The 26,526-nt window shown below is 62.6% G+C and carries 22 protein-coding genes; 9 read left to right on the top strand and 13 right to left on the bottom strand.

The window, feature by feature from the left end:
* Positions 1–32: 32 nt before the first annotated feature.
* The 7 genes from gltS to arcD (AB1N67_RS04910) form a co-directional block, all read right to left on the bottom strand.
* Positions 33–1,238 carry a sodium/glutamate symporter gene (gene gltS / locus AB1N67_RS04880; protein WP_043210694.1) on the bottom strand — a complete coding sequence of 402 codons (1,206 nt, stop codon included), beginning with the start codon at positions 1,236–1,238 and terminating at the stop codon, positions 33–35.
* A gap of 182 nt (positions 1,239–1,420) precedes the next feature.
* Positions 1,421–2,929: a sigma-54-dependent transcriptional regulator gene (locus AB1N67_RS04885; RefSeq protein WP_043210693.1), complete on the bottom strand. Its 1,509-nt coding sequence runs from the start codon at positions 2,927–2,929 to the stop codon at positions 1,421–1,423.
* Between the two features lie 101 nt (positions 2,930–3,030).
* Positions 3,031–3,399 (bottom strand): DUF5064 family protein, encoded by a 369-nt coding sequence (locus AB1N67_RS04890; protein ID WP_070574787.1) that lies wholly within the window; start codon positions 3,397–3,399, stop codon positions 3,031–3,033.
* A 57-nt stretch (positions 3,400–3,456) separates the two neighbouring features.
* Positions 3,457–4,386: a carbamate kinase gene (arcC, locus tag AB1N67_RS04895; protein ID WP_043210691.1), complete on the bottom strand. Its 930-nt coding sequence runs from the start codon at positions 4,384–4,386 to the stop codon at positions 3,457–3,459.
* Positions 4,387–4,505: 119 nt separating this feature from the next.
* Positions 4,506–5,516 carry an ornithine carbamoyltransferase gene (locus tag AB1N67_RS04900; RefSeq protein WP_043210689.1) on the bottom strand — a complete coding sequence of 337 codons (1,011 nt, stop codon included), beginning with the start codon at positions 5,514–5,516 and terminating at the stop codon, positions 4,506–4,508.
* Positions 5,517–5,582: 66 nt separating this feature from the next.
* Positions 5,583–6,836, bottom strand: a complete 1,254-nt coding sequence (gene arcA, locus AB1N67_RS04905) for an arginine deiminase (protein ID WP_043210687.1) — start codon at positions 6,834–6,836, stop codon at positions 5,583–5,585.
* Between the two features lie 31 nt (positions 6,837–6,867).
* Complete coding sequence (gene arcD / locus AB1N67_RS04910) at positions 6,868–8,295, bottom strand: arginine-ornithine antiporter (protein WP_043210686.1); 1,428 nt, start codon at positions 8,293–8,295, stop codon at positions 6,868–6,870.
* A gap of 435 nt (positions 8,296–8,730) precedes the next feature.
* Here arcD (AB1N67_RS04910) and arcD (AB1N67_RS04915) point away from each other — a divergent pair, with 435 nt between their 5' ends.
* Positions 8,731–10,158, top strand: coding sequence for an arginine-ornithine antiporter (gene arcD / locus AB1N67_RS04915; RefSeq protein WP_090346647.1), 1,428 nt, complete (start codon positions 8,731–8,733; stop codon positions 10,156–10,158).
* Here arcD (AB1N67_RS04915) and AB1N67_RS04920 read toward each other — a convergent pair.
* The 6 genes from AB1N67_RS04920 to gap form a co-directional block, all read right to left on the bottom strand.
* Entirely contained in the window at positions 10,138–10,554 is a 417-nt protein-coding gene (locus AB1N67_RS04920; protein WP_090346650.1) for a YbaN family protein, read from the bottom strand. The genes arcD (AB1N67_RS04915) and AB1N67_RS04920 overlap by 21 nt on opposite strands.
* 55 nt (positions 10,555–10,609) lie before the next feature.
* Positions 10,610–11,203, bottom strand: a complete 594-nt coding sequence (locus AB1N67_RS04925; protein ID WP_043210679.1) for a biliverdin-producing heme oxygenase — start codon at positions 11,201–11,203, stop codon at positions 10,610–10,612.
* Positions 11,204–11,387: 184 nt separating this feature from the next.
* Positions 11,388–13,985: a TonB-dependent receptor gene (locus tag AB1N67_RS04930; protein WP_367863574.1), complete on the bottom strand. Its 2,598-nt coding sequence runs from the start codon at positions 13,983–13,985 to the stop codon at positions 11,388–11,390.
* A 126-nt stretch (positions 13,986–14,111) separates the two neighbouring features.
* Positions 14,112–15,074, bottom strand: coding sequence for a FecR domain-containing protein (locus AB1N67_RS04935; RefSeq protein WP_367863575.1), 963 nt, complete (start codon positions 15,072–15,074; stop codon positions 14,112–14,114).
* Positions 15,075–15,165: 91 nt separating this feature from the next.
* Positions 15,166–15,678 carry an RNA polymerase sigma factor gene (locus AB1N67_RS04940; RefSeq protein ID WP_043210672.1) on the bottom strand — a complete coding sequence of 171 codons (513 nt, stop codon included), beginning with the start codon at positions 15,676–15,678 and terminating at the stop codon, positions 15,166–15,168.
* Between the two features lie 175 nt (positions 15,679–15,853).
* Positions 15,854–16,855 carry a type I glyceraldehyde-3-phosphate dehydrogenase gene (gene gap, locus AB1N67_RS04945; protein WP_090346664.1) on the bottom strand — a complete coding sequence of 334 codons (1,002 nt, stop codon included), beginning with the start codon at positions 16,853–16,855 and terminating at the stop codon, positions 15,854–15,856.
* A gap of 269 nt (positions 16,856–17,124) precedes the next feature.
* Here gap and edd point away from each other — a divergent pair, with 269 nt between their 5' ends.
* The 8 genes from edd (at position 17,125) to AB1N67_RS04985 (ending at position 26,504) form a co-directional block, all read left to right on the top strand.
* Entirely contained in the window at positions 17,125–18,951 is a 1,827-nt protein-coding gene (edd, locus tag AB1N67_RS04950) for a phosphogluconate dehydratase (protein WP_043210667.1), read from the top strand.
* Entirely contained in the window at positions 18,948–19,907 is a 960-nt protein-coding gene (locus tag AB1N67_RS04955) for a glucokinase (protein ID WP_250034512.1), read from the top strand. The genes edd and AB1N67_RS04955 overlap by 4 nt, the downstream gene beginning before the upstream one ends.
* 49 nt (positions 19,908–19,956) lie before the next feature.
* Positions 19,957–20,682 (top strand): two-component system response regulator GltR, encoded by a 726-nt coding sequence (gltR, locus tag AB1N67_RS04960; protein ID WP_090346667.1) that lies wholly within the window; start codon positions 19,957–19,959, stop codon positions 20,680–20,682.
* Positions 20,663–22,117, top strand: a complete 1,455-nt coding sequence (locus tag AB1N67_RS04965; protein ID WP_090346669.1) for an ATP-binding protein — start codon at positions 20,663–20,665, stop codon at positions 22,115–22,117. The genes gltR and AB1N67_RS04965 overlap by 20 nt, the downstream gene beginning before the upstream one ends.
* A gap of 133 nt (positions 22,118–22,250) precedes the next feature.
* Entirely contained in the window at positions 22,251–23,516 is a 1,266-nt protein-coding gene (locus AB1N67_RS04970) for an ABC transporter substrate-binding protein (RefSeq protein WP_090346672.1), read from the top strand.
* 98 nt (positions 23,517–23,614) lie between these two features.
* Positions 23,615–24,523, top strand: coding sequence for a carbohydrate ABC transporter permease (locus AB1N67_RS04975; protein ID WP_043210655.1), 909 nt, complete (start codon positions 23,615–23,617; stop codon positions 24,521–24,523).
* Positions 24,516–25,352: a carbohydrate ABC transporter permease gene (locus tag AB1N67_RS04980; RefSeq protein ID WP_043210652.1), complete on the top strand. Its 837-nt coding sequence runs from the start codon at positions 24,516–24,518 to the stop codon at positions 25,350–25,352. Before AB1N67_RS04975 ends, AB1N67_RS04980 begins: the two co-directional genes overlap by 8 nt.
* Positions 25,353–25,355: 3 nt before the next feature.
* Positions 25,356–26,504 (top strand): ABC transporter ATP-binding protein, encoded by a 1,149-nt coding sequence (locus tag AB1N67_RS04985; RefSeq protein WP_090346675.1) that lies wholly within the window; start codon positions 25,356–25,358, stop codon positions 26,502–26,504.
* The last annotated feature ends 22 nt before the right edge of the window (positions 26,505–26,526 follow it).

Genomic DNA, 26,526 nt, shown 5'->3' on the forward strand with positions numbered 1-26,526 from the left:
GCTGCCGCGTGTCCCGATGATTCAGTTGGTCGTTACACGGCGGCAAAAAATGGCAACGCCAAGTACAGCTTGATGACAATGGCGTTGATGATGTCGATGAAGAATGCCCCCACCATCGGCACCACCAGAAACGCGATCTGCGATGGGCCATAGCGTTGCGTCACAGCCTGCATATTGGCAATCGCCGTTGGCGTGGCGCCCAGGCCAAAACCGCAATGGCCGGCTGCAAGTACGGCAGCATCATAGTTGCGGCCCATGACCCTGAAGGTCACGAAGATCGCAAAGAGCGCCATCACCAATGCCTGGACTGCCAGAAGAATGAAGAACGGCAATGCCAGCGCCGCAAGATCCCATAACTTCAGCGACATCAATGCAATGGCCAGAAACAACGACAAACTGACATTGCCCATGACCGAAACTTCGCGCTCGAATACTTGATACAAACCAAACATCGAAAGCCCGTTTCGTAGCAGTACGCCTACGAACAAGACGCACACGAAGGTCGGTAGTTCGAATGCGGTCCCGTGCAGAAACTTATTCAATAGGGAACCTGCCAGTAAGCTGACCGAAATCAGCGCGATGGTTTCGATCAGAGAAAAGGGTGTGATCAGGCGCTCTTTGTTGGGTTGTTCAAACCCCTGTGGCAAGCGGGGCGTCTCTTGCTCGACACCCGGCGTCTGGACGCGGGCGATGAGCAAGCGTGCGACCGGACCACCAATCAAACCGCCCAACACCAGGCCGAACGTGGCGGAGGCCAGTGCCAGTTCGGACGCTGAGGCCAGACCGAACTTCTCGCTGAAGGTGGCTCCCCACGCAGCGCCTGTGCCGTGCCCGCCCGACAAGGTGATCGAACCTGCCAGCAAGCCCATCAGCGGGTCCAATCCAAGCGCCGTGGCAAGTCCGATGCCCATGGCGTTCTGGACCACCAGCAATCCGGTGACCACCAGCAGGAAGATGCCGACGACACGGCCGCCTTTCTTCAGGCTGGCGAAATCCGCACTCAAGCCGATGGTGGCGAAGAATGCCAACATCAAAGGTGTTTGCAGTGAAGTATCGAATTGGACCTGGATATCGAAACTGCGCAGTCCCAATAACACCACGGCGACCAGCAAGCCACCGGCGACCGGTTCGGGAATATTGTAAGTGCGCAGAAAAGCGATGCGTGCAACGAGGCCTCGTCCTAATAGCAGCACCAGGGAGGCGGCGACGAGTGTCCCATAGAAATCGAGCTCAAGCATGTGATGCGTACTCTTTGTAAATTCAGAAGAATATTTACTTGGGCGCGCCATTCTAGGGACGGCCATTACGCGAGTACGTAGGTTTATTCTGAAAGTTATCGGCTTATGACGGTTATTTTTGTGGTTTTATGCGTCACCCCGACGCTGGCGGGGCGCTGTCGAACCGAGGCGCGAGCCCCGCTTCATGCTTTGTTTGGAATCCCGTACTTGCGTAGCCGCTGGGCAATCGCGGTGTGGGAGGTTTGCAGGCGGCTGGCCAATTGGCGGGTGGACGGATAGCTCAGGTATAGCCGCTGCAGCAGATCGCGCTCGAAGGCCTGCACGGCCTGCTCGAGGCTGGCCACTTCGCCGTCCTGGCCACGGGCCACGGCGGTGCCGGCAATGTCCAGATCGTCGATGTCCACCAGGCTATGTTCGCTGATGGCTGCGGCGCGGAAGATCACGTTCTGCAATTGGCGCACGTTACCCGGCCAGGGGTTGGCCAAGAGCGCCGAGTGTGTGGCCGGGGCCAGGCGGCAGGGTGGGCGCTGGATCTGTGTGCAGGCCTGTTGCATGAAGAAATGCGCCAACAGCAGGATGTCCTGGCCACGTTCGCGCAGGGGGGGAACCTGCAGATTCAGCACGTTGAGGCGATAGAACAGGTCCTCGCGAAAGCTTCCCTCGGCCACCATGCGCTCCAGGTCGCGGTGGGTGGCGCTGATGATGCGCACGTCCACTTTGATTTCCCGGTCGCCGCCGACCCTGCGAAAGCTCCCGTCACTCAGAAAACGCAGCAGCTTGGCCTGAAGGTAAGGCGACATTTCGCCGATCTCATCCAGGAACACGGTGCCCTGGTTGGCCAGCTCCATCAGCCCCGGCTTGCCGCCGCGTTGTGCCCCGGTGAATGCCCCTGGGGCATAGCCGAACAGCTCGCTTTCGGCCAAGCTCTCGGGCAGGGCCGCGCAGTTCAACGCAAGGAATGGCGCGGCATGGCGACTGCTGATGGCATGGCAGGCACGGGCCACCAACTCCTTGCCGGTGCCGGTCTCGCCGTGCACCAGCAGTGGCGCGTCCAGGGCCGCGACGCGCAGGGCGCGGGCCTTGAGGGTGCGGATCGCCGGGGAGTCGCCGAGCAAGGCATCGAACCCTTCGGCATGGTCGTGATGCAGGGCCGACAGGCGTTCGCCCATGCGGTTCGGCGGGTAAAGCGTGAGCAGACCGCCAGCATGGGTGATCGGTGTAGCGTCGAGCAGCAAGCTCTGGCCATTGAGCTGCATCTCGCGCATCGGCAGGTGGAAATTGTTGTCCAGCAGAGCCTGCAGCAGACCTGGGTCATTGAACAGCTCGCCCACGGAGCGGCCGGCCGATTCGCGCCCGCACAGGGCGATCAACGCCGGGTTGGCCAGCAGCACCTTGCCTGCGCTGTCCACCGCCAGCACCGGGTCGCTCATGGCGGCCAGTAGAGCATCGAGCTGCAGGTGTCGGCGTTGGCCGGGAAGGATGTCGACCACTTCCACCGACTGCACGCCCTGGACTTCGAACAACGCATCGTGGAGCTCTTCGAGCACGGCAGGGCTAAGGGTGGGCGCATCGATGTAGACGTTCGGCGGCACCATCTCCACGGCGTCCAGGTTGAGATTGCGGGCACCGAGCAGGGCCAGGACTTCCTGGGTGATGCCGACGCGGTCGATGAAACTGACGTGGATGCGCATGGGGTTGAGGGGGCTGTGGCCAGGGGAGGGCGGTAGTATGCCTCGGTCGGTCGATCAAGCCCAATATTGCCGGGGCCGCTGTGCGGCCCCTGATCGTGAAGTCATTCCAGGTGTTCAGGCTTGATCGGGTCGCCCGATTTCACGTCCAGCTTCTCGCGGATGTCCTTGAACATCCAGTCGTAGATCTTGTGCGGCGAACCCAGGTTCTCGAACTTCTTGGGCGGCGCCAGGTAGGACTGGGCCCGGCGGGAGAGTTGCATGAGGAAGCTGGGCAGCACCTGGTCCTTGGCCAGGAAGAATTTTTCCTCGACCGTCTTGCCCTCGATGATGCCGTGCATGTGGAACTGGATGCCTCTGCCTTCCTTGGGGTCCGACGCGGCCTCGTATTCGATGTTCAAGTCATAGCTGTGGTCATTCTTGTTCAGCGCGGTGCGCTCGATATGGACATGACCGGGGTGGTATTGGGCCATTGACACGCTCCTCTGGAAGGTCGAAAACGGCGGGCGTCAGACGCCCGCCTACTGCATTCAACGGTAGCTGATCCCCGGCTTGGCGGTGGACACGCGGGTACCGGCGGTGCCTTTGACAATCTCCTCGATGTCCGACAGCGAGCCGATCACCGCCACCTTGCCGGTGTGGCGGGCGAAATCGCAGGCCGCTTGCACCTTGGGCCCCATGGAGCCGGCGGCAAAGCCCAGGCGTTCCAGTTCGTCGGGGTGGGCCTGGGCAATGGCTTTCTGAGTCGGCTTGTTGAAGTCGATGTATGCGGCGTTGACGTCGGTGGCGATCACCAGCAGGTCGGCATCGAGTTGTTCGGCCAGCAAGGCCGAGCACAGGTCCTTGTCGATGACGGCTTCGATGCCTTTGAGCTTGCGGTTTTCATCGTACATGGTAGGGATGCCGCCGCCGCCTGCGCAGATCACGATGCTGCTCTTTTCCAGCAGCCACTTGATCGGGCGGATTTCGAAGATGCGCTTGGGTTTGGGGCTGGCCACTACGCGGCGGTATTTGTCGCCGTCGGCCTTGACCACCCAGCCTTTCTCCTTGGCCAGGCGCTCGGCCTCTTCCTTGCTGTAGACCGGGCCGATGAACTTGGTCGGGTCCTTGAAGGCTGGGTCGTTGGCATCCACTTCCACTTGGGTCAGCAGCGTGGCGAACGGCACTTCGAAGGCCAGCAGGTTGCCCAGCTCCTGTTCGATCATATAGCCGATCATGCCTTCGGTCTCGGCACCCAGCACGTCCAGCGGGTAAGCCTCGTCGGGTTTGTAGGACAGGCCCTGGAGCGACAGCAGGCCGACTTGCGGACCATTGCCGTGGGCGATGACCAGTTCGTTGCCAGGATGGATCTTGGCGATCTGCTCGGTGGCGGTGCGGATATTGGCGCGCTGGTTTTCAGCGGTCATGGGCTCGCCGCGACGCAGCAGGGCGTTGCCGCCCAATGCAACAACGATACGCATGGTGAATGTCCTTCTCAGGTCAGCTTCAAGCTTCAAGTCGCAAGCTGCAAGCAGAGGCGGGTCGGTGTGAGGCGCCGCGTTTCTTGTGGCTTGGAACTTGAAGCTTGCAGCCAATAGCGTTAGAGATCAGCCAGGGTCGACACCAGGATCGCCTTGATGGTGTGCATGCGGTTTTCCGCCTGCTCGAAGGCGATGCACGCTGGCGACTCGAATACGTCCTCGGTGACTTCGATGCCGTTGGCCAGGTGCGGGTACTGTTCGGCGATCTGCTTGCCGACCTTGGTCTCGGAGTTGTGGAATGCCGGCAGACAGTGCATGAACTTGGTGCGAGGGTTGCCGGTGGACTTCATCAGTTCCTTGTTCACCTGGTAGGGCAGCAGCAGCTTGATGCGCTCGCCCCAGGCTTCGACCGGCTCGCCCATCGACACCCAGACATCGGTGTGGATGAAGTCGACGCCCTTGACCGCAGCCTTGGCATCCTCGGTCAGGGTGATGCGTGCGCCGCTTTCTTCGGCGTACTGCTTGCAGCGCTGGACCAGATCGTCATGAGGCCACAGTTCCTTGGGCGCGGCGATGCGCACGTCCATGCCAAGCTTGGCGCCGATCAGCAGCAGCGAGTTGCCCATGTTGTTGCGGGCATCGCCCAGGTAGGCATAGCTGATATCGTGCAGCGGCTTGTCGCTGTGCTCACGCATGGTCAGCACGTCGGCGATCATCTGGGTCGGGTGGTACTCGTCGGTGAGACCGTTGAACACCGGTACACCGGCGAACTTGGCCAGCTCCTCGACGATTTCCTGCTTGAAGCCACGGTACTCGATGGCGTCGTACATGCGGCCCAGCACGCGAGCGGTGTCCTTCATGCTCTCTTTGTGGCCGATCTGCGAGGAGTTCGGGTCGATGTAGGTGACGTTGGCGCCTTGGTCATAGGCGGCGACTTCGAAGGCGCAGCGGGTGCGGGTCGAGGTCTTCTCGAAGATCAGGGCGATGTTGTTGCCCTTCAGGTGCTGTTGTTCGGTGCCGGTGTACTTGGCGCGCTTGAGGTCGCGGGACAGGTCCAGCAGGTATTTCAGCTCGCGGGTGGTGTGGTGTTCGAGGCTGAGCAGGTTGCGGTTGTGAATGTTGAACGCCATGACGGTTCTCCTTGAGTTCGGGTCGGCCCGGCCGTCGCCTTGTGAGGACGGCCGGGGAAATGGTCGTTAGTAGTCGATTGGGTCGCGAACGATCGGGCAGGTCATGCAGTGGCCGCCGCCACGGCCCCGGCCCAGTTCGCCGGCACTGATGGTGATGACTTCGATTCCGGCCTTGCGCAGCAGGGTATTGGTGTAGGTGTTGCGGTCGTAGCCGATGACCACGCCGGGCTCGACCGCCACCACGTTGTTGCCGTCATCCCACTGTTCGCGCTCGGCAGCGAAACTGTTGCCGCCGGTCTCGACCACGCGCAGCTTGACGCCCAGTTGCTCGCCGACCACCTCGATGAACGACTTGTTCTCGCGGCGCACATCCATGCCGTAAGGCTTGCTTTCGTCCGGGCGAATGATGAACGGCACGATTTCGCGGACCACTTCCGGGAAAACCGTGACCAGGTCGCGGTCGCAGAAGCTGAACACGGTGTCCAGGTGCATGGCCGCGCGAGATTTAGGCAGCCCGGCGACGATGACTTTCTCCACCGCACCTTTGGCGAACAGGTTCTGTGCCAGTTGGCCGATGGCTTGGCGCGAGGTGCGCTCGCCCATGCCGATCAACACGATGCCCTTGCCGATCGGCATCACATCGCCGCCTTCGAGGGTGGCCTGACCGTGGTCTTTGTCCGGGTCGCCGTACCAGACCTGGAAGTCGGCTTTGGTGAACTCGGGGTGGAACTTGTAGATGGCGGTGGTCAACAGGGTTTCCTGGCGTCGTGCTGGCCAGTACATCGGGTTGAGGGTCACGCCGCCGTAGATCCAGCAGGTGGTGTCGCGGGTGAATTGGGTGTTGGGCAGAGGTGGCAGGATGAAGCTGGAATGGCCCAGGTAGTCGTTGTACATCTTGACCACGCTGGCACCTTCGCTTTCCGGCAGATCCTGGCCGGCCACACCGCCGATCAGGAATTCGGCCAGGTGACGCGGTTCCAGGCCTTCCAGCCAGCTGCGCACTTCGTTGGTCAGGCCGACACCGACGGTGTCAGGGGTGATCTTGCGGTCGAGGATCCATTTCAGTGCTTCGGGGTTCTGCACGATGTCGGTGAGCAGGTTGTGCATCTCCAGCACCTCGACGCCGCGCTCGCGCATCTTGGTGACGAAGTCGAAGTGGTCGCGCTTGGCCTGGTCGACCCAGATCACGTCATCGAACAGCAGCTCGTCACAGTTGCTCGGGGTCAGGCGCTTGTGAGCAAGACCTGGAGCGCACACCATCACTTTGCGCAGTTTGCCGGCTTCGGAGTGGACACCGTACTTCTGTTTTTCCGTGGACATGTTCATTCCTCCAAGAATGCGAAGACGTGGATCAAAGCGTCAGGAAGCCGTCGTAGAGTCCGTAGGCGGCCACCAGGGCGCCCACCACGACGGCGGCAAAGATCAGTTTTTCAACCGAGGTGAAGATCGGTTGGCCGACCTCGCGCTTGGCCTTGGCGAACAGGATCGCGCCAGGGGCATAGAGCAGGGCCGAGAGCAGCAGGTATTTCACGCCGCCGGCATACAGCAGCCAGATGGCGTACAGCAGGGCGATGCCACCAATGATCAGGTCTTTCTGGCGTTCGGCCAGGGCCTGTTCGTAGGTTTCGCTCCGTACCGCAAGCAGCACCGCATAGGCCGCCGACCACAGGTAAGGCACCAGGATCATCGAGGTGGCGAGGTAGATCAGCGACAGGTAGGTGCTGTTGGAGAACAGGGTGATGACCAGGAAGATCTGCACCATGGCGTTGGTCAGCCACAGCGCATTGGCCGGTACATGGTTGGCGTTCTCGCGGCGCAGGAACTCCGGCATGGTGTGGTCCTTGGCCGCGGCGAACATGATCTCGGCGCACAGCAGCACCCATGACAGCAGCGCACCGAGCAGCGAGATGATCAGCCCGACGCTGATCAGCACCGCGCCCCAGTGCCCGACCACGTGCTCGAGCACGGCAGCCATCGAGGGGTTCTGCAGCTTGGCCAGTTCCGGTTGGGTCATCACGCCCAGCGACAGTACGTTGACCAGCACCAGGAACAGCAGCACGGTGATGAAACCGATGACGGTAGCCTTACCTACGTCGGAGCGTTTTTCCGCCCGGGAGGAGAAGATGCTCGCGCCCTCGATGCCGATGAACACCCATACGGTGACCAGCATCATGTTGCGCACCTGGTCCATCACGCTGCCTAAGTCAGGGGAGCCTTTACCCCAGATGTCGGCGGTGAAAATGTCCAGCTTGAAGGCGAACAGGCAGATCAGCGCGAACAGCGCCAGTGGCACGACCTTGGCCACGGTGGTGACCAGGTTGATGAACGCCGCTTCCTTGATGCCGCGCAGTACCAGAAAGTGCACCGCCCACAGCAGGATCGAGGCGCCGATCACGGCCGCCGGCGTGTTGCCCTCACCGAAGATCGGGAAGAAATAGCCCAAGGTGCTGAACAACAGGACGAAGTAGCCGACGTTGCCCAGCCAGGCGCTGATCCAGTAGCCCCAGGCTGAGGAAAAGCCCATGTAGTCGCCGAACCCTGCCTTGGCGTAGGCATACACCCCGCCGTCCAGATCCGGTTTGCGATTGGCCAGCGTCTGGAACACGAAGGCGAGGGTCAACATGCCGACCGCCGTGATGGCCCAGCCGATCAATACAGCACCGACACCGGCGCTGGCGGCCATGTTTTGCGGCAACGAAAATATCCCGCCGCCAATCATGGAACCGACGACAAGTGCAACAAGTGCACCCAGTTTTAGTTTTCCGGGAGAATCAGACATTTAACAACTCCATACCAGGAGAAAGTTGACCTCAGAGTAAATCCGACGCCTGTGCCATGTGCTGACATGGGTCAGTTTCATGGTGATGCGAAGTAGGAAAACTCCTTCACATGACTCCTGGAGAGTGCCGACTGCTTATGCTGCAGGCCTTATGCGCTGGCACCTCCGTGTCCTTCTAGAGCAAAAGCTCGTGTGGCCTGCGAGGTTTCAAGCTAGCCGCTTTTGGGCAATAAGCAAATTTTCGAGAAAACCCCGTCTTAACTATGTTTGTCACTGACCTGCCTCATGGAACGCGCAGTATTAATGCCAACTATATAGACCGACTCGTTATGAGGGTTTTAGCCTTGATCGCTTGGTCTAATATGAGTTGACCGCTCCGTTATAAGAATCAACAAGGTGTTTCATGCGTATGACAACAGCCCAAAGGGGAGCCCTATGAGTGAACCGGGACAGAAGCTACGCCTGGGTGCGTTGATCGCGCTGGTGGTCGGCTCGATGATCGGCGGTGGGATCTTTTCGTTGCCGCAGAACATGGCGGCGCGCGCCGATGTGGGCGCGGTGCTGATCGGTTGGGGCATCACTGCCGTGGGCATGCTGGCACTGGCGTTCGTGTTCCAGACCCTGGCCAACCGCAAGCCGGAGCTGGACTCAGGGGTGTACGCCTACGCCAAGGCCGGCTTTGGCGAGTACATGGGCTTTTCCTCGGCCTGGGGGTACTGGATCAGCGCATGGCTGGGCAATGTGGGCTATTTCGTGTTGCTGTTCAGCACCCTGGGTTTCTACTACCCGGTCTTCGGCGAGGGCAATACGCCGGTAGCCATCGCCTGTGCGTCTTTGCTGTTGTGGGCAGTGCACTTTCTGGTACTGCGCGGCATCAAGGAAGCGGCGTTCATCAACCAGGTGACCACCGTGGCCAAGGTGGTGCCGCTGCTGATCTTCATCGTCATTGCCGCCTTCGCCTTCCGGGCCGATATCTTCACCCGTGACATCTGGGGGCTGAGCAACCCCAAGTTCGGCAACGTGCTGGAGCAGGTGCGCAACATGATGCTGGTGACCGTGTTCGTGTTCATCGGCATCGAGGGCGCCAGTGTGTATTCGGGGCGGGCGCTGCATCGCTCGGACGTGGGCAAGGCCACGGTCATCGGCTTTCTCGGGGTGCTGGCATTGTTGGTGCTGGTCAATGTGCTGTCGTTGGGGGTGATGACCCAGCCAGAGCTGGCCAATCTGCAGAACCCCTCGTTGGCTTCGGTGCTGGAACACATCGTCGGGCCCTGGGGCGCCTTGCTGATCAGCATTGGCTTGGCGATATCGCTGCTGGGTGCGCTGCTTTCCTGGGCGCTGCTGTGCGCCGAGATCCTCTTTGCCACGGCGCGGGACCAGACCATGCCGCGTTTCCTGGCCAAGGAGAACGCCAACCATGTACCGGCCAACGCCCTGTGGCTGACCAATGTGATGATTCAGGGCTTCCTGCTGATCACATTGGTCTCGGCGGGCACCTACACCAGCCTGATCTACCTGGCGTCGTCGATGATTCTGGTGCCGTACTTCTGGTCGGCGGCCTACGCGGTGCTGCTGACCCTGCGTGGTGAAGGCTATGCCGAGCAGCCGCAGTTGCGTCGCAAGGACCTGGTAGTCGCCCTGGTGGCGCTGCTCTATGCCGTCTGGTTGCTGTATGCCGGGGGGCTCAAGTACCTGCTGCTCTCGGCCCTGCTCTATGCGCCGGGCGTGATCCTGTTCGCCCGAGCCAAGCACGAACAAGGCAAGGCGTTGTTCACTGGCTGGGAAAAGCTGATCTTCGCAGCGGTGCTGGCCGGAGCGGGGCTAGCGGCCTACGGCTTGTATTCAGGGGTGCTGAGTTTGTGAGGGGCAGGGCGGGACAGGTCGCTCCGGGCGCGACCAGATCCACAGATTGCCCAGGGTCATGCCGCCAATGGCCAGAAATACTGGCCAGCGATGCTCGAAGAACGCCAGCATCAGCCCCGCGCACAGCAGCATGCTGAGCGTGGCGCTGACCTTGGCACGGCGCTGGATCACCTTGCCATTGCGCCAGTTATGGAGGATCGGCCCGAACAACCGATGGTTTTCCAGCCAGGCGCTCAGACGCGGGGAGCTGCGAGTCGCTGCCCAGGCGGCCAGGAGAATGAATTCGGTGGTGGGCAGGCCGGGTACGACGATCGCGACCAGCCCAATACCCAAGCTGACATAGGCCAGGATTGCGTAGAGCAGGCGGGCGAGTTTCGAGCGGGCTGGTCGGGTCATGGTCTCACTGCGAAAAAACGGTCCGGCCAACGGAGCGGTGACCGGGTGAAGCCTCTCAGGCCAGTGCGGCATCCGCGGCATAGGCATGCTTGAGCAGCTCGGTGAAGCGCTCGAAGGCCGCCACTGCGCCACGTTCGGCGGCGGCATCCTCCTCGGCCGAAAGCTCGAGGTTATCGAGGATTCGGGTGAACTGCTTCCAGCCTTCGGCGCGACCACCGGCCGGCTCGCCCAGATGACGGGCGCCGAAGCTGTCGGACAGCCCAAGAGCCACGGCACGCTTGATCAGGAACGCGGCGCCCAGTTTGGAGCCTTCGGAGACGAAGATCCAGCCCAAGGCCTGGCCCAGGCTCGGCCCTTGCAACGCGCCGGGCAAAGGGGCGGGAACGTCGGTGTCCAGGTCGGCCAGGTCCAGACGTGCCTGCTCGGCACGGCAGCGCTGGGCCAGGTCCGGCACGATGGCGATCAGTCGCGGGTCGTTGTACAGGGCCTGCAGTTCGGACTGGAACAGGTACTGGGCGACCACGAAGCGGGCGAAGCTTTCGCGGCTGTCGAATGGCTTGTGGGATTTGACCAGGGCGTCCAGCTCGGTGTGCGGTGCGTGGGTGACCTGGTTCAGGCGCTGCGAGCGCAGGGCGGGGGTGGCGGTCATGGAAAGGTCCTTGGCAGATGAGGGCTCTAGACGAGACGAATCGGGTCGGGTCCGACCGTAAAAAAGGTGTTTGCAGAGGGGTGAAGGCCCCACTGGTACCGCGCCGATCCTGAGACCGGCGCAGCCCCTGTGGGAGCGGCTTCAGCCGCGAAGCAGGCGATGCGGTGCCGTCGCACGACGGCGCTCAGATATCCCAGATCAAATTGATGGCGAAGTTGCGTCCCGGCGCGGTCAGGCGATCGAGGTTGGCGGGCTGGGTGACGGCGGCTTCGCTCTGGCCGTTCTGGCCGACAGTGGCATAGCTGCGTACGTCATCCCACTGCCAGTACTTCTTGTCGGTCAGGTTGTACAGACCGGCATTGACGGTCACATCGTCCGTGATCTTGTAGAAGCCGCTCAGGTCGAGCACGCCATAGCCGGGAGTACGCCAGCGCGAAGTGCTGCCGTCGGGGGAGAAGAACGTGGTGTCGTCGACGCGGTTCTTGCGCTTGACCAATGTCCAGCTCAGCAGGCCGCCATAGCTGTCCTGCTCATACCCCAGGCCAAACACGCCAGTGAGTGGGTTGACGCTGTTCAGCGGCTGGCCGGTGTCATCGTTGCGGCCATAGGCGTAGGCCACCGAGCCTTGGGTGTACAGGCCTTGCGGTGCGCCAAAGCGATCCAGGTTCAGACGACCTCTGACCTCGGCGCCCTTGATGGTGGCGTGCTTGATGTTCTGCGCCTGGAAGTCGAGCGCGTCGTTGCCGTTGAGCAGGGCGTCTTCATTGATGAAATCGCGGTACTTGTTATAGAAGACGGCGACATCGAAGTTGCCCGCATCGAAGTTGCCGCGCAGACCGGTCTCGTAGCTTTTGCTCTTTTCCGGCTCAAGGTTCGGATTCGGCTGGACCACATAGCCGCCGGCCGGGTTCTCGAAGCGGCCATACAATGCCTTGGCCGTCGGCGTGCGGAAGCCTTCGGCGTACTGCCCGTACCAGGTGTAGTGGTCGTTGAAGGCGTAGGTGACGCCCAGCTTGGGCGAAACGCGGTGCCAGTTCTTCTGTTTGTCGCTGACGGTGGTGTTGCCCGAGGTCGGCAGGGTGGCCAGGAACTCATCGGTCAGGTGCGGCTTGAGCCGGGTGTAGTCGTAGCGTGCGCCCGGCAGGAAGGTCCAGTTGTTCCAGCGGATCTCGTCCTGGGCGAACAGGCTGTAGGTGTTGATGGTCGGGTCGGGGAAGTCGCTGACCCGGGCCAGGCTGTCTGGGGGACTGATCTGGCCGATGGCTGTGCAGGAGCCACCAACATTCAGGCAGACGCCCGTACCGCTGCGAGAACCGGTGACTTTTTCTTGCTTGAGCGTTGTGCCGTAGGTCAGCAGATGGTCGGTGGCGCCAACGGTGAACGCTTTGTCGAGCTGTGCATCGAGCACCCATTGGCGGTCCTTGTAGGTCGTCTGCCGATCACGAAGCACTTCGCGGCCACGGGCGAAGTACAGCTCCTCGGTGCGTTGATCGGTCTTGGCGATCTGGTAGTTCAGGCTCCATTTCATGTGATCGGCCAGCAGGCTGTCGAGGCCGAACTCATGAGTGATGCCGAAGCGTTCCCGCGTGATGGTGTCATCGGCGCTTCGGGCACGATACATGTTCGAAGCGCCCATGCCGGGAATGAACGGTCCACCCACGGCACTGAGCACATTCTGGTCGCGATCGTCCTTGTAACGCTCGTAGGTAACGCCCACTCGCGCGTCCTCGGCGTAGTTCCAGCCAAGTTTGGCCAGTACGTTGGTGGTGCGCGCATCCTCGGGGTTGGCCTTGGTGCGGTCAAGGCCGGTGCCACCGTGCTCGCCGTAGGATTCGGTTTCGTGACCGTTGCGCTGGCTCAGATGCAACAGGCCGTCGAAGTCGCCCTGGCGGCCGGCGGCGGTGGCGGAGGTCAGCCAGCTTTCATCGGCCGAGCTGTAGCCGGTCTTGAGGCGGGCGCCCATGTCCTTGCCAGGCTTGATGATGTCGTCCGGATCGAGGGTGAAGTAGCTGACCGCGCCGCCAATGGCATTGCTGCCATAGAGCACCGAGGCTGGGCCGCGAAGGATCTCCACGCGCTTGACGATCTCGGGATCGACATAGTTGCGTTGGGTCTGGGCATAGGGGCCGTAGAAGAAACCATCCGGAACCGAGACGCCGTCGACCTGGGTGAGGATCCGTTCGCCATCGATGCCGCGGATGTTGTAGCCGTTCAGGCCGCTGCGCTGGCCGACGCCGCCGACGGAGACGCCGGGCTCGTAACGGACCAGTTCCTTGATGTCGTTGACGTTCCTGCGATCCAGTTGCTCGCGGGTCTGCACGCTGACGGTGCTTGGCACCTGGCTGACGTCCTGGGCGCTGCGGGTGGCGCTCACGGTCAGTTGCTGCAGGGCGATGGTGTTGCCGGCCTGCTGGCGCTCCAATACCACGTTGGCGTTGCCGATCTTGCGCAGGCTCAGCCCGGTGCCTTGCAGCAGACGGCGCAATGCGGCTTCAGCAGGCAGCGAGCCCCGTACCCCCGGTGACGACACGCCCTCGGCCAATTCGGCACTGAACCCGACCTGCCAGCCGGTGATCTGGCTGAACGCGTTGATCGCCGAGACCAGTGGCTGCTGCTCGATGGCAAAGCGGTAGTCGCCCAGGCGTGGGTTGCTGGTATTGGCCGGTTCTGCGGCCAGGGTAGGCAGGCTGCAGGCGCCGCTGGCGAGCAGGGCCAGGGTCAGCAAGGACAATTGCCCCATGCGGCGGGAAGGGGTGGACGGGCGAGTTGGACCTGTGGACATCGAAGGCGCTCCCTGACGCGCGAACTGTTATAGGTGGTGACCGTTCTTGTTTCAAACAAGAATCAGTTGCATTGGCTATAACGAGACGGACGGGAAGGCGCGATCGCGTAAAAAAACTTCAGGGCGTCAATTGAGGATCACCAGCGCCGGATACTCATGCACTTGTGCAGAGGTGATGTGGGCCAGGGCGCGCAGGGTTTCCAGAGGTTGGTCCAGGCGGTAGTTGCCGGTCACCGCAACCTGTTCGAGCTTCGGGTTGCGGTTGATGATCCAACCGGGGTAGTAGCGGCGCACTTCGGCAAGCACTTGGCTGAGCGGGCAGTTCTCGAACACCAGACGGCCTTCGACCCAGGCTAGGTCTTTGTGCATGTCCGGGCGTTGGCGCTGGCCGAACCCCTGAGGGCCGACGCTGATGCTGTCGCCGGCCGACAGGCGGATGCGCTGGTCACGGGCGCCCTGCAAGTCGATATCGCCACGCTGCACCCGCACTTGCGCTTCGCCATCGAGGTAACGCACGGCGAAGTCGGTGTCTTTTGCCTGCGCGCGCAGTGGGCCTGCTTCCAACTCCAGCGGGGCAGGGCTGTTGCCCGGTACCTGGAAGTAAGCCTCGCCTTGCAACAGACGTGCGACCTGGCGGCCGTCACGCAGGTCGTTGGCGAAGGCTGAATTGGTGTTGAGCAATACCTGGGCGCCGTCGTCCAGTTGCAGGCGCTGACGTTCGCCGACCACGGTCAAGTGGTCGGCCTGCAGGCGCACGGGCAGGTTGCCGAAGGTAAGCAGCCCGACCAGCAGCACGGCGGCGGTGGCCAAAGGTTTCCAGTGGGTACGCAGGCGACCGCGCAAGGCGGTGCGGTGACGGTGGTTCAATTGCACGGCGGCCTGATGCAGCGGTGCGCCGTTCCACAGGGCTTCGGCTTCGACATAGGCTTCGGCGTTCTCTGCGGCGGCGCCCAGCCAGGCTTCGAAATCCCGAGTGTCTTGCTCACTGGCGCATTGCAGACGTACCAGCCAGTTCAGCGCTTCGTCCATGGCACGCGCTCGGGCATCAGGCGCGTCGGGAGACGGGCGAGGGGCAGGGCTGTCTGTCACAGAAAATCCTTGCTATGGGTTTTTCGCGAATGATCATGGCTGCGAGCAGGCGTGGCAAGTGGGGGGCGCTGCCGACCGGCGAATGGTCGGCTCAGCGCAGGCGCTCGGCGACGCCCACGCAGATGGCCATGATCAGTTTCAGCTCTTTCTGTACGGTGCTGGCGGACACCTTCAACTGCTCGGCGATTTCCAGGTAACTGGCGCCATGCAGTCGGCTGAGGATGAAAATGCGCTGCTGGCGTGGGGTGAGCTGATCGAGACTGACGCTCAGGTGCTTGAGCAGTTGCTCGGCGTGAGCGGCCTCTTCGCTGCTGCTCGTCGGCGCGGCGACGTTGTGCAGCACCTCGTCAGGGACATCGTCAACCAGCGTGCGGGCCTGCACGCGGCGCGCGCGCAGGTGATCGAGGGCAAGGTTGCGCGCAGTCTGGAACACGAACGGCTCCAAGTGCTCGATGGGGCGTTCGCCCAAGGCGCGGGTGACCCGCAGGTAGGTCTCCTGGAGCAGATCCTCGGCCGTGCTGGGGTTGCCCACCATGCGCTGCAACGTGCGCAGCAAAGGGAGGCGCTGGGTGAGGAACACTGTGTTGAACCGGGACTGACTCACGAGGAAACCTGACCGACGAAAGGCAAATGATAATGCTTATCATCTTGTGGTTTGGTCAAGCCTCATCGATGTAAAGAGTGGGTAAGTGGCGCGGTGTTGCGACCCGTCGCAGGCTTCGCCAGGTCCTACAAAAGAACCCACCAGGCGCTGGCGCAGCGTGCGATGGTCTGCCAGGTCAACCCGCGTTGCACAGCGCCAGGCAGTTGTCGAGCATGCGGTTGGAGAAGCCCCATTCGTTGTCGTACCAGGCCATCACCTTGAGCATCCGGCCATTGGCGCGGGTGTGGTTGGCGTCGAAGATCGACGACAGCGGGTTATGGTTGAAATCGCAGGACACCAGCGGCAGGGCGTTGTAGCCCAGGATGCGCGAGTGCCGGCTGGCTTCGAGGAACAGTTGGTTGACCTCCTCGGCGCTGGCTTCGCGCTTGAGGTTGACGGTCAGGTCTACCAGCGACACATTGATCACCGGCACCCGCACCGCCATGCCCGTGAGCTTTCCGGCCAGCTCCGGCAGCACCAGGCCCACGGCCTCGGCGGCGCCGGTCTTGCTCGGGATCATCGACTGGGTGGCCGAGCGCGCGCGATAGGGGTCTGTGTGGTAGACGTCGGTGAGCACCTGGTCATTGGTGTAAGCGTGGATGGTGGTCATCAGCCCGTGCTCGATGCCGAACTCACGGTGTAGCACCTGGGCGATCGGCGCCAGGCAGTTGGTGGTGCAAGAAGCATTGGAGATGATCTGGTGCGAGGCGCGCAAGGTGTCGTGGTTGACCCCGTACACCACCGTGGCGTCGGCTCCCTTGGCGGGCGCCGAGATGATCACCTTGCTTGCGCCGGCGCTCAGGTGGGCTGCTGCCTTGGCGCGGTCGGTGAACAAGCCCGTGCATTCGAACACCACATCCACCGCTTCGGCCTTCCAGGGCAGCTCCGCCGGGTTGCGAATGGCACTGACCGAGATACGGTCGCCATTGACCGTCAGGCTCTCCTGGTCGGATTCGACTTGAGCGTCGAACGTGCCGTGCACGCTGTCGTACTTGAGCAGGTGGGCATTCATCGCACTGTCGCCCAGGTCGTTGATGGCGACGACTTGCAGGTCCTGGCGGTAGCCTTGGGTATAGAGTGCGCGCAGGACGTTGCGTCCGATGCGGCCAAATCCATTGATGGCGATCCGAAGGGTCATGGCATTACCTCTGGCAGTCCGAGTGAAGCTTGTGGCAAAAAGGTCACTTCACTGAAACGGTTTTGTTATTGGAATTACAAGATTATTCACTGCTTGATAGAAAACAAGCCTTTTTGATGGCAGTATTTTGTTAAACCTACAACGAGTGGTCGGGCAGACCACCCCCAAATCGCGTCAGGCCCCCTTACCTTGAGCCTAGGCCGCAATCGTTTGAAGGGGAAATGCCCATCGACGCCACCCTTACAGTCAGTCAGCCTGGAGTCCAGTACATGCATCCGCGCATCCTTGAGGTCACCGCACGGTTGGTCGAACGCAGCCGTGCCACCCGTGAACGCTACCTGGAGCTGATTCGCGGCGCGGCCAGCGACGGTCCCATGCGCGCCCGCCTGCAATGTGCCAACTTCGCCCACGGCGTGGCCGGCTGCGGTGCCGAGGACAAACACAGCCTGCGGATGATGAACGCCGCCAACGTGGCCATCGTCTCGGCCTACAACGACATGCTGTCGGCGCACCAGCCGTACCAGCACTTCCCGGAACAGATCAAACAGGCTCTGCGCGAGATCGGCTCGGTCGGCCAGTTCGCCGGTGGCGTGCCCGCCATGTGCGATGGCGTCACCCAAGGCGAACCGGGCATGGAGTTGGCCATTGCCAGCCGTGAAGTGATCGCCATGTCCACCGCCATCGCCTTGTCCCACAACATGTTCGATGCCGCATTGATGCTCGGCATCTGCGACAAGATCGTGCCCGGCCTGATGATGGGCGCCCTGCGCTTTGGTCATCTGCCGACCATCTTCGTCCCAGGCGGGCCAATGCCTTCGGGGATCTCCAACAAGGAAAAGGCCGACGTACGCCAGCGCTACGCCGAAGGCAAGGCCAGCCGCGAAGAGCTGCTGGAATCGGAGATGAAGTCCTATCACAGCCCCGGCACCTGCACTTTCTATGGCACGGCCAACACCAACCAGCTGGTGATGGAGGTCATGGGCCTGCACTTGCCCGGCGCATCGTTCGTCAATCCCTATACACCGCTGCGTGACGCCCTGACCGCCGAGGCGGCGCAACAGGTCACACGCATGACCAAGGCCAGCGGCAGCTTCATGCCCTTGGGCGAGATCGTCGATGAGAAGGCACTGGTCAACTCGATCGTCGCCCTGCACGCCACCGGCGGTTCCACCAACCACACCCTGCACATCCCGGCCATCGCCCAGGCTGCCGGCATCCAGTTGACCTGGCAGGACATGGCGGACCTCTCCGAGGTGGTACCGACCTTGTCCCACGTCTATCCCAACGGCAAGGCCGACATCAACCACTTCCAGGCGGCGGGCGGCATGGCGTTTCTCATCCGCGAACTGCTCGACGCCGGGCTGTTGCATGAGGACGTCAACACCGTGGCCGGCCACGGCCTGCGCCGCTACACCCAGGAGCCCTTCCTCGAGGGGGGCAAGCTGGTCTGGCGTGAAGGGCCGCGCCAGAGCCTGGACGAGAGCATCCTGCGCCCAGTGGCGCGACCGTTCTCCGCCGAAGGTGGCCTGCGGGTGATGAACGGCAACCTCGGGCGAGGTGTGATGAAAGTCTCGGCCGTGGCACCTGAGCACCAGGTCGTAGAGGCGCCGGCCCGGGTATTCCATGACCAGCAGTCCCTGGCCGATGCGTTCAAGGCCGGCGAGCTGGAGCGCGACTTCGTCGCGGTGGTGCGCTTCCAGGGGCCGCGCTGCAACGGCATGCCTGAGTTGCACAAGCTGACCCCTTTCCTAGGGGTGTTGCAGGACCGTGGCTACAAAGTGGCGCTGGTCACCGACGGGCGGATGTCCGGCGCTTCGGGCAAGATCCCGGCGGCCATCCATGTGTGCCCCGAGGCTTACGACGGTGGCCCGCTGGCGCGGGTGCGCGATGGCGATATCGTGCGGGTCGATGGCGTCGAAGGCACGCTGCAGCTGATGGTGTCGGCCGAGGAGCTGGCCACCCGTGACCTGCCGGCACCACCCCAGGGCAACGACTTGGGAATGGGGCGCGAGCTGTTCGGCTTCATGCGGGTGGCGTTCAGCCCGGCCGAGCAAGGCGCCAGCGCCTTCACCTCGGCCCTGGAGCAGCTCAAATGACTGCGCTGCTGGTTGGCGATATCGGCGGCACCAATGCCCGCTTTGCCTTGTGGCACGACAACCAGTTGCAGGCGGTGCAGGTTCTGGCCACTGCCGACTACACCAGCCCCGAGCAGGCCATCGAGGCTTATCTGGCCGGGCAAGGCATTGCCCGCGGCGGGCTGGCGGCCGTATGCCTGGCAGTCGCCGGGCCTGTGAGCGGCGACGCATTTCGCTTTACCAACAACCACTGGCGTCTGAGCCGCCGTGCCTTCTGCCAGGCTTTGCAGGTCGAGCACCTGCTGTTGATCAACGACTTCAGTGCCATGGCACTGGGCATGACGCGCCTTCAGCCGGGCGAGTATCGCCAGGTGTGTCCGGGCGCAGCCGACCCTGCACGCCCGGCTCTGGTCATCGGCCCAGGTACCGGCCTGGGCGTGGGCAGCCTGTTGCGCCTGGACAACCAGCATTGGCTGGCCTTGCCGGGTGAGGGAGGTCATGTCGATCTGCCGGTGGGCAACGAACGCGAAGCGGCGATCCATCAGCAGATCCATCGGCAGATTGGCCATGTCAGCGCCGAGACGGTATTGAGTGGCGGCGGGCTGGTGCGTCTGTACCAAGCCATGTGCGCGCTCGATGGCGACATCCCCAGGCACAAGACGCCTGCGCATATCACCGATGCCGCGCTGGGCGGCGAGCCGCGGGCATTGGCGGTGATCGAGCAGTTCTGCCGTTTCCTCGGGCGCGTGGCCGGTAACAATGTACTGACCTTGGGAGCACGGGGCGGGGTTTACATTGTCGGCGGCGTGATTCCGCGTTTTGCCGAACTGTTTCTACACAGTGGCTTTGCCGCGAGCTTTGCCGACAAGGGCTGCATGAGCGGCTATTTCGAAGGGGTGCCGGTGTGGCTGGTGACTGCGGAGTTTTCCGGGTTGCTGGGGGCCGGTGTGGCGTTGCAGCAGGCATTGGGTCATTGATCGCCAGGCCCTTGATGCCCATCCGTTATCACTACCAGAGGAAGGTTCAGTGACCACTGCTGGCAAATCGATCCTGATGGTCGACGACGACCAGGACATTCGCGAATTGTTGCAGGCGTACCTGAGCCGGTCAGGTTTTCAGGTGCATGCCGAGGCCGATGGCAAAGGCTTTCGCCAGGCGCTGGAGGCCGAGCCCTGCGATCTGGTGATTCTCGATGTGATGCTGCCCGACGAGGATGGCTTCAGCCTGTGTCGTTGGGTGCGTCAGCACCCGCGTCTGGCGCGGGTGCCGATCATCATGCTGACTGCCAGCTCCGATGAAACCGATCGGGTGATCGGCCTGGAGCTGGGTGCCGACGATTACCTGGGCAAACCCTTCAGCCCGCGCGAGTTGCAGGCGCGGATCAAGGCGTTGCTGCGCCGCGCCGAGTTCGGTCAGGCGGCACCCAGTCAGGCGGTGCTGGCCTTCGACGATTGGCGCCTGGATACCATCAGTCATCGCCTGTTCCATCGCGATGGCGAAGAAGTGATTCTCTCCGGCGCCGACTTCGCCTTGCTCAAGCTGTTTCTCGACCATCCGCAGCAGATCCTCGACCGCGACACCATCGGCAATGCCACCCGAGGCCGTGAGCCGATGCCGCTGGACCGCATCGTCGACATGGCGGTCAGCCGCCTGCGCCAGCGGCTACGTGACACGGATAAACCGCCACGGCTGATCCGCACCGTGCGCGGCAGTGGCTACCTCCTGGCGGCCCATGTCTGCCCTGCCTGCTGAGCGGCGTTGGCGCTTGCTGCCGCGCTCGCTGCTCGGGCGCATGTTGTCGTTGACGTTGTTGGTGGTGCTGCTGGCCCAAGGGTTGTCGAGCGTGATCTGGGTCTCCCAACTGCGTGCCAGCCAGCTCCAGGGCCTGCAGGCCAGTGCCCGTAGCCTGGCCCATTCGATGAGCGCCAGTGTCAGCTACTTCCGCTCATTGCCAGTCGCCTATCGGCCGATGGTGCTGGACCAGTTGCGCAGCATGGGGGGCACGCGGTTCTTCGTCTCGCTCAACGACAAGCCGCTGGATATGCCGGTGCTGCCGATCACGCCACGCAAGCAGGCGGTGATCGACGTGTTCCAGTCGGTACTGCACGAGCGGCTGGGGCCGCAGATGGAAATCTCCGTGGAATTCGTCAGCCCCCAGGAGCTGCGTATTTTCAATAGTGGCCTGAAGCTCGACGAGCTGCCGCGCTCCTGGGCGCATTACTCACTGACCCTGGAGCCGCTCAACCCGCCGGTGCTGGTCACCCAGATCCGCCTGGACAAAGACGAGTGGCTGTACATCGCCTCGCTGTTGCCTGAGCCCTACACGAGCCTGGAAACCGAGCGCTTGCCGCGTCAGCAGATCGGCTTCATCGCGTTGACCACCGCTTTGCTGTTGCTGTTCATCGGTCTGCTCGTGCATTGGCAGAGCCGCCCGCTCAAGCGTCTGGCACGGGCGGCGCGGGAGATGTCCCTGGGCGCCGATGTCGCGCCAGTCACTGAAGGTGGGGGCAGCGAAGTGGCAGAAGTGGGGCGGGCCTTCAACAGCATGCGCGAGCGCATCAGTCGCTACCTGACTGAGCGCGCGCAGCTGTTCAGCGCCGTTTCCCATGACCTGCGCACGCCTATCACGCGTTTGCGCCTGCGGGTCGAACTGCTCGAGGACGAACAGCTACAGGCCAAGTTCAGTCGTGATCTGGACGAGCTCGAACTGCTGGTCAAAGGGGCATTGCAGTGTGTGAAGGACACCGACATCCACGAGAACATCGAGCCGGTGGACCTCAACCAGGTGCTGGAGATACTCGCCGAGCCCTACTTGGGCGACGGCCGCATCACCCTCGAAGGCTGTGCCCTGGCGCCCTACGCGGGCAAGCCCCTGGCCCTGCGTCGGTGCATTGGTAACCTGATCGACAACGCCATCAAGTATGGCGAACGGGCCCATCTGCGCATTCTCGACAGCGCCACGGGGTTTGTCCTGCAGGTGGATGATCAGGGGCCTGGAGTTCCCGAACAGCGCCTTGAGCAGGTCTTCGAACCGCATTTTCGCCTGGCCGGTCAGCAGCAGGGCTACGGCCTGGGGCTGGGCATCGCGCGCAACATCGCCCATAGCCATGGCGGAGAGGTCAGCCTGCTGAACCTGCGTCAGGGTGGCCTGCGGGTCACTCTAAGCCTGCCGCGTAGCACCGATTGAGCGGCGAATGTCACCGCTTTGTGACATTCGCGCATCCCTTCGTTACCTGGCGGCCTTCGACGGCTGTTTAGACTCCAAGGCAAGCGCAAGCACCACGACTTGCCTCGCATAACAACAAGAAAGGTTCTCCACGATGAATGCGATCACTCGCCTAGCCGCTGTCGTTTCCCTCGCCTCATTCATGCCGCTGACCGCCCTTGCTGCTGATGCAAAGGGCTCTGTCGAAGTCCTGCATTGGTGGACCTCCGGCGGTGAGGCCGCCGCCGTCAACACCCTCAAGCAGCAGGTCGAAAAAGACGGTTTCACCTGGAAGGACAACGCCGTGGCCGGTGGCGGCGGTGCTGCGGCCATGACCGTGCTCAAGAGCCGCGCCGTGGCCGGCAACCCACCCGCCGCCGCCCAGATCAAGGGCCCGGATATCCAGGAGTGGGGTGCCTTGGGCCTGCTCGCCGAGCTCGACGAGGTGGCCAAGGCCAACCAATGGGACGCACTGCTACCGGCCAAGCTGACCCCTATCTGGAAGTACGATGATCACTATGTAGCCGTGCCGGTGAACATCCACCGGGTCAACTGGCTGTGGGTGAATCCGGTGGTGTTCGAGAAGGCAGGCGCCAAGGTGCCGCATACGCTCGATGAACTGTTCGTCGCCGCCGACAAGCTCAAGGCCGCAGGCTTCCAGCCACTGGCCCATGGCGGCCAGCCTTGGCAGGACAGCACGGTGTTCGAAAGCCTGGTGCTGAGCATCCTGGGGCCTGAGGGCTACCACAAGGCGTTCGTCGAGCTGGACGAACAGACGCTCACCGGCGACAAGATGGTGCAGACCTTCAAGACCTTGCAGCGCCTTGGCACCTATATGGACGCCAACCGCGCCGGCCGAGACTGGAACATCGCTGCCGCCGACGTCATCAACGGCAAGGCCGGCATGCAGATCATGGGTGACTGGGCCAAGAGCGAATGGACCGCCGCCCACAAGGTGGCCGGCAAGGACTACCAGTGCGTGCCATTCCCCGGCACTCAGGGTAGCTTCACCTACAACATCGACTCCCTGGCGATGTTCAAACTCAAGAACGAGCACGATATCGAGGCCCAGAACGACCTGGCCAAGGTCGCGCTGGAGCCGGCCTTCCAGACCGCCTTCAACCAAGCCAAGGGCTCGCTGCCAGTGCGCCAAGGCATGGACATGACGCCGTTCGATGCCTGCACCCAGCAGTCGCAAAAGGACTTCCAGGAGGCCGAGAAAGGCCAGGGGCTGCAACCTAGCATGGCGCACAACATGGCCTCATCGCTGGCGGTGCAGGGGGCCATCTTCGATGTGGTCACCAACTTCCTCAACGACCCCAAGGCAGACCCTGCCAAGGCGGCCAAGCAGCTGGGCGCGGCGATCAAGGCCGCGCAGTAGCACCGCTGGCGGTCTCTCTGACCTTACTGGCCCCTGTGGAGGCGGATAAACCCGCTTCCACAGGACTCGCGCTAGATGCATGTTCTTCGGTACTTCACATGAACACAGCAACCGCAACCCTGCGGGCCTCCCCCCTGGACGCCCTGCAACGCTGGCTCCCGAAACTGGTGCTGGCGCCTAGCATGCTGATTGTCCTGGTGGGCTTTTACGGCTACATCCTCTGGACCTTCGTGCTCTCCTTCACCAACTCCAGCTTCATGCCCAGCTACAAATGGGCCGGGCTGAGCCAGTACGCCAAACTGCTGGCCAACGACCGCTGGTGGGTCGCTAGCAAGAACCTGCTGGTATTCGGTGGCTTGTTCATCGCCATCAGCCTGGTCGTGGGGGTGCTGTTGGCGGTGTTGCTCGATCAGCGCATCCGCCGCGAAGGCGTCATCCGCACGGTCTACCTGTACCCGATGGCGCTGTCGATGATCGTCACCGGTACCGCCTGGAAGTGGCTGCTCAACCCAGGTCTTGGCCTGGACAAACTGCTGCGGGACTGGGGCTGGGAGGGCTTTCGCTTCGACTGGCTGGTGGACCCGGACCGGGTGGTCTATTGCCTGGTGATCGCTGCGGTGTGGCAGGCCTCAGGCTTTGTCATGGCGCTGTTCCTGGCCGGCCTGCGTGGGGTCGACCCGTCGATCATTCGGGCTGCCCAGGTCGATGGCGCGAGCCTGCCGAGGATCTATTTGCGCATCGTGCTGCCGAGCCTGCGGCCGGTGTTCTTCAGTGCCTTGATGATCCTGGCGCACATCGCCATCAAGAGCTTCGACCTGGTGGCCGCAATGACTGCTGGCGGCCCGGGCTACGCCTCCGACCTGCCGGCGATGTTCATGTACAACTTCACCTTCAGCCGTGGGCAGATGGGCATGGGCTCGGCCAGTGCGATCCTCATGCTCGGCGCCATTCTGGCGATCCTGGTGCCCTACCTGTATTCGGAACTGAGGACCAAGCGCCATGACTAGTCCACGTTGGTTCTCCCCCAGCCGCCTGGCCATCCATGCCACTTTGCTGGCTGCCTGTGCGCTGTACCTGATACCGCTGGTGGTGATGCTGCTGACCAGCTTCAAATCGCCGGAAGACATCCGCGCAGGCAACCTGCTGAGCTGGCCGGAAGTGATCACTGGGATCGGCTGGATCAAGGCCTGGGACACGGTCGGAGGCTACTTCTGGAACTCGGTGAAGATCACCGTGCCAGCCGTGCTGATATCCACCTTGATGGGCGCCTTGAACGGCTATGTACTATCGATGTGGCGCTTCCGGGGTTCGCAGCTGTTCTTCGGCCTGCTGTTGTTCGGTTGCTTCCTGCCGTTTCAGACCGTCTTGCTGCCGGCCTCGTTCACCCTCGGCAAGCTTGGCCTTGCCAGCACCACCACAGGACTGGTGCTGGTGCATATCGTGTACGGGCTGGCCTTCACCACGCTGTTCTTTCGTAATTACTACTGCAGCGTGCCCGAGGCCCTGGTACGTGCGGCGCGGCTGGATGGCGCGGGGTTCTTCACGATCTTCGGGCGGATCCTGCTGCCGATGTCGGTGCCGATCATCATGGTCTGCCTGATCTGGCAGTTCACTCAGATCTGGAACGACTTTCTCTTTGGTGTGGTGTTCGCCAGCGGCGACGCCCAGCCCATCACCGTGGCCCTGAACAACCTGGTCAACACCAGCACCGGGGTCAAGGAATACAACGTCGACATGGCGGCGGCAATGATCGCGGGGCTTCCGACCCTGCTGGTCTATGTGCTGGCCGGCAAATATTTCCTGCGCGGCCTGACCGCCGGCGCGGTCAAGGGGTGACACATGGCACGGCTCGAACTTCGCAACGTCAACAAGCGCTACGGCAGCGGCCTGCCCGATACCCTCAAGGCCATTGACCTGGGTATCGAGTCCGGTGAGTTCCTGATTCTGGTCGGCCCATCAGGGTGTGGAAAGTCGACCTTGATGAACTGCATCGCCGGGCTGGAGGACATCAGTGGCGGCGAAATCCTCGTCGACGGCACCGACATCAGCGGCATGAGCCCCAAGGATCGGGACATCGCCATGGTGTTCCAGTCCTATGCGCTGTACCCGACCATGAACGTGCGCGACAACATCGCCTTCGGGCTGAAGATCCGCAAAATGCCTCAGGCGGCGATCGACGACGAGGTGGCGCGGGTGGCCAAGCTGCTGCAGATCGAACACCTGCTCACGCGCAAGCCAGGCCAGCTTTCCGGCGGCCAGCAGCAGCGGGTGGCCATGGGCCGGGCCCTGGCGCGGCGGCCGAAGATCTACCTGTTCGACGAGCCGTTGTCGAACCTCGACGCCAAGCTGCGGGTTGAGATGCGCACCGAAATCAAGCTGATGCACCAGCGTCTGAAAACCACCACCGTGTACGTCACCCATGACCAGATCGAGGCCATGACCCTGGGTGACAAGGTGGCGGTAATGAAGGACGGCGTCATCCAGCAGTTCGGCACCCCGCAGCAGATCTACAACGACCCGGCCAACCAGTTCGTCGCCAGCTTCATCGGCTCACCGCCAATGAACTTCATCCCGGCGCGCCTGACGAAACAACAAGGGCGTCTGGTGGCGTTGCTCGACAGCGGGCAGGCCCGTTGCGAGTTGCCCGTCGGGCATCTGTCGGACGAACTCGAAGGGTGCGAAGTGGTGCTAGGCATTCGCCCCGAGCAGATCGGCGTGGGCGCGGGCGAGGGCATGCATGGCATCCGCGCCGAGGTGCAGGTGACTGAGCCCACCGGGCCGGACCTGCTGGTGTTCGTCTCCCTCAACCAGGTCAAGGTTTGCTGCCGGCTGGCGCCGGATGTCGCCTGCCGTGTGGGAGACAGCTTGCAGCTGCAGTTCGATCCTTCGCGGGTGCTGCTGTTCGATGCTGCCAGCGGGGAGCGCCTGGGGCAGGTTGCCCCTGCGCCGGTCGCTGGGGGCAATGTGGCGCGTTTCAAAGGGCGCTGAGTCGTCTAAACCATCAATAACA

Source organism: Pseudomonas guariconensis, from assembly GCF_040822035.1.
GTDB lineage: Bacteria > Pseudomonadota > Gammaproteobacteria > Pseudomonadales > Pseudomonadaceae > Aquipseudomonas > Aquipseudomonas guariconensis.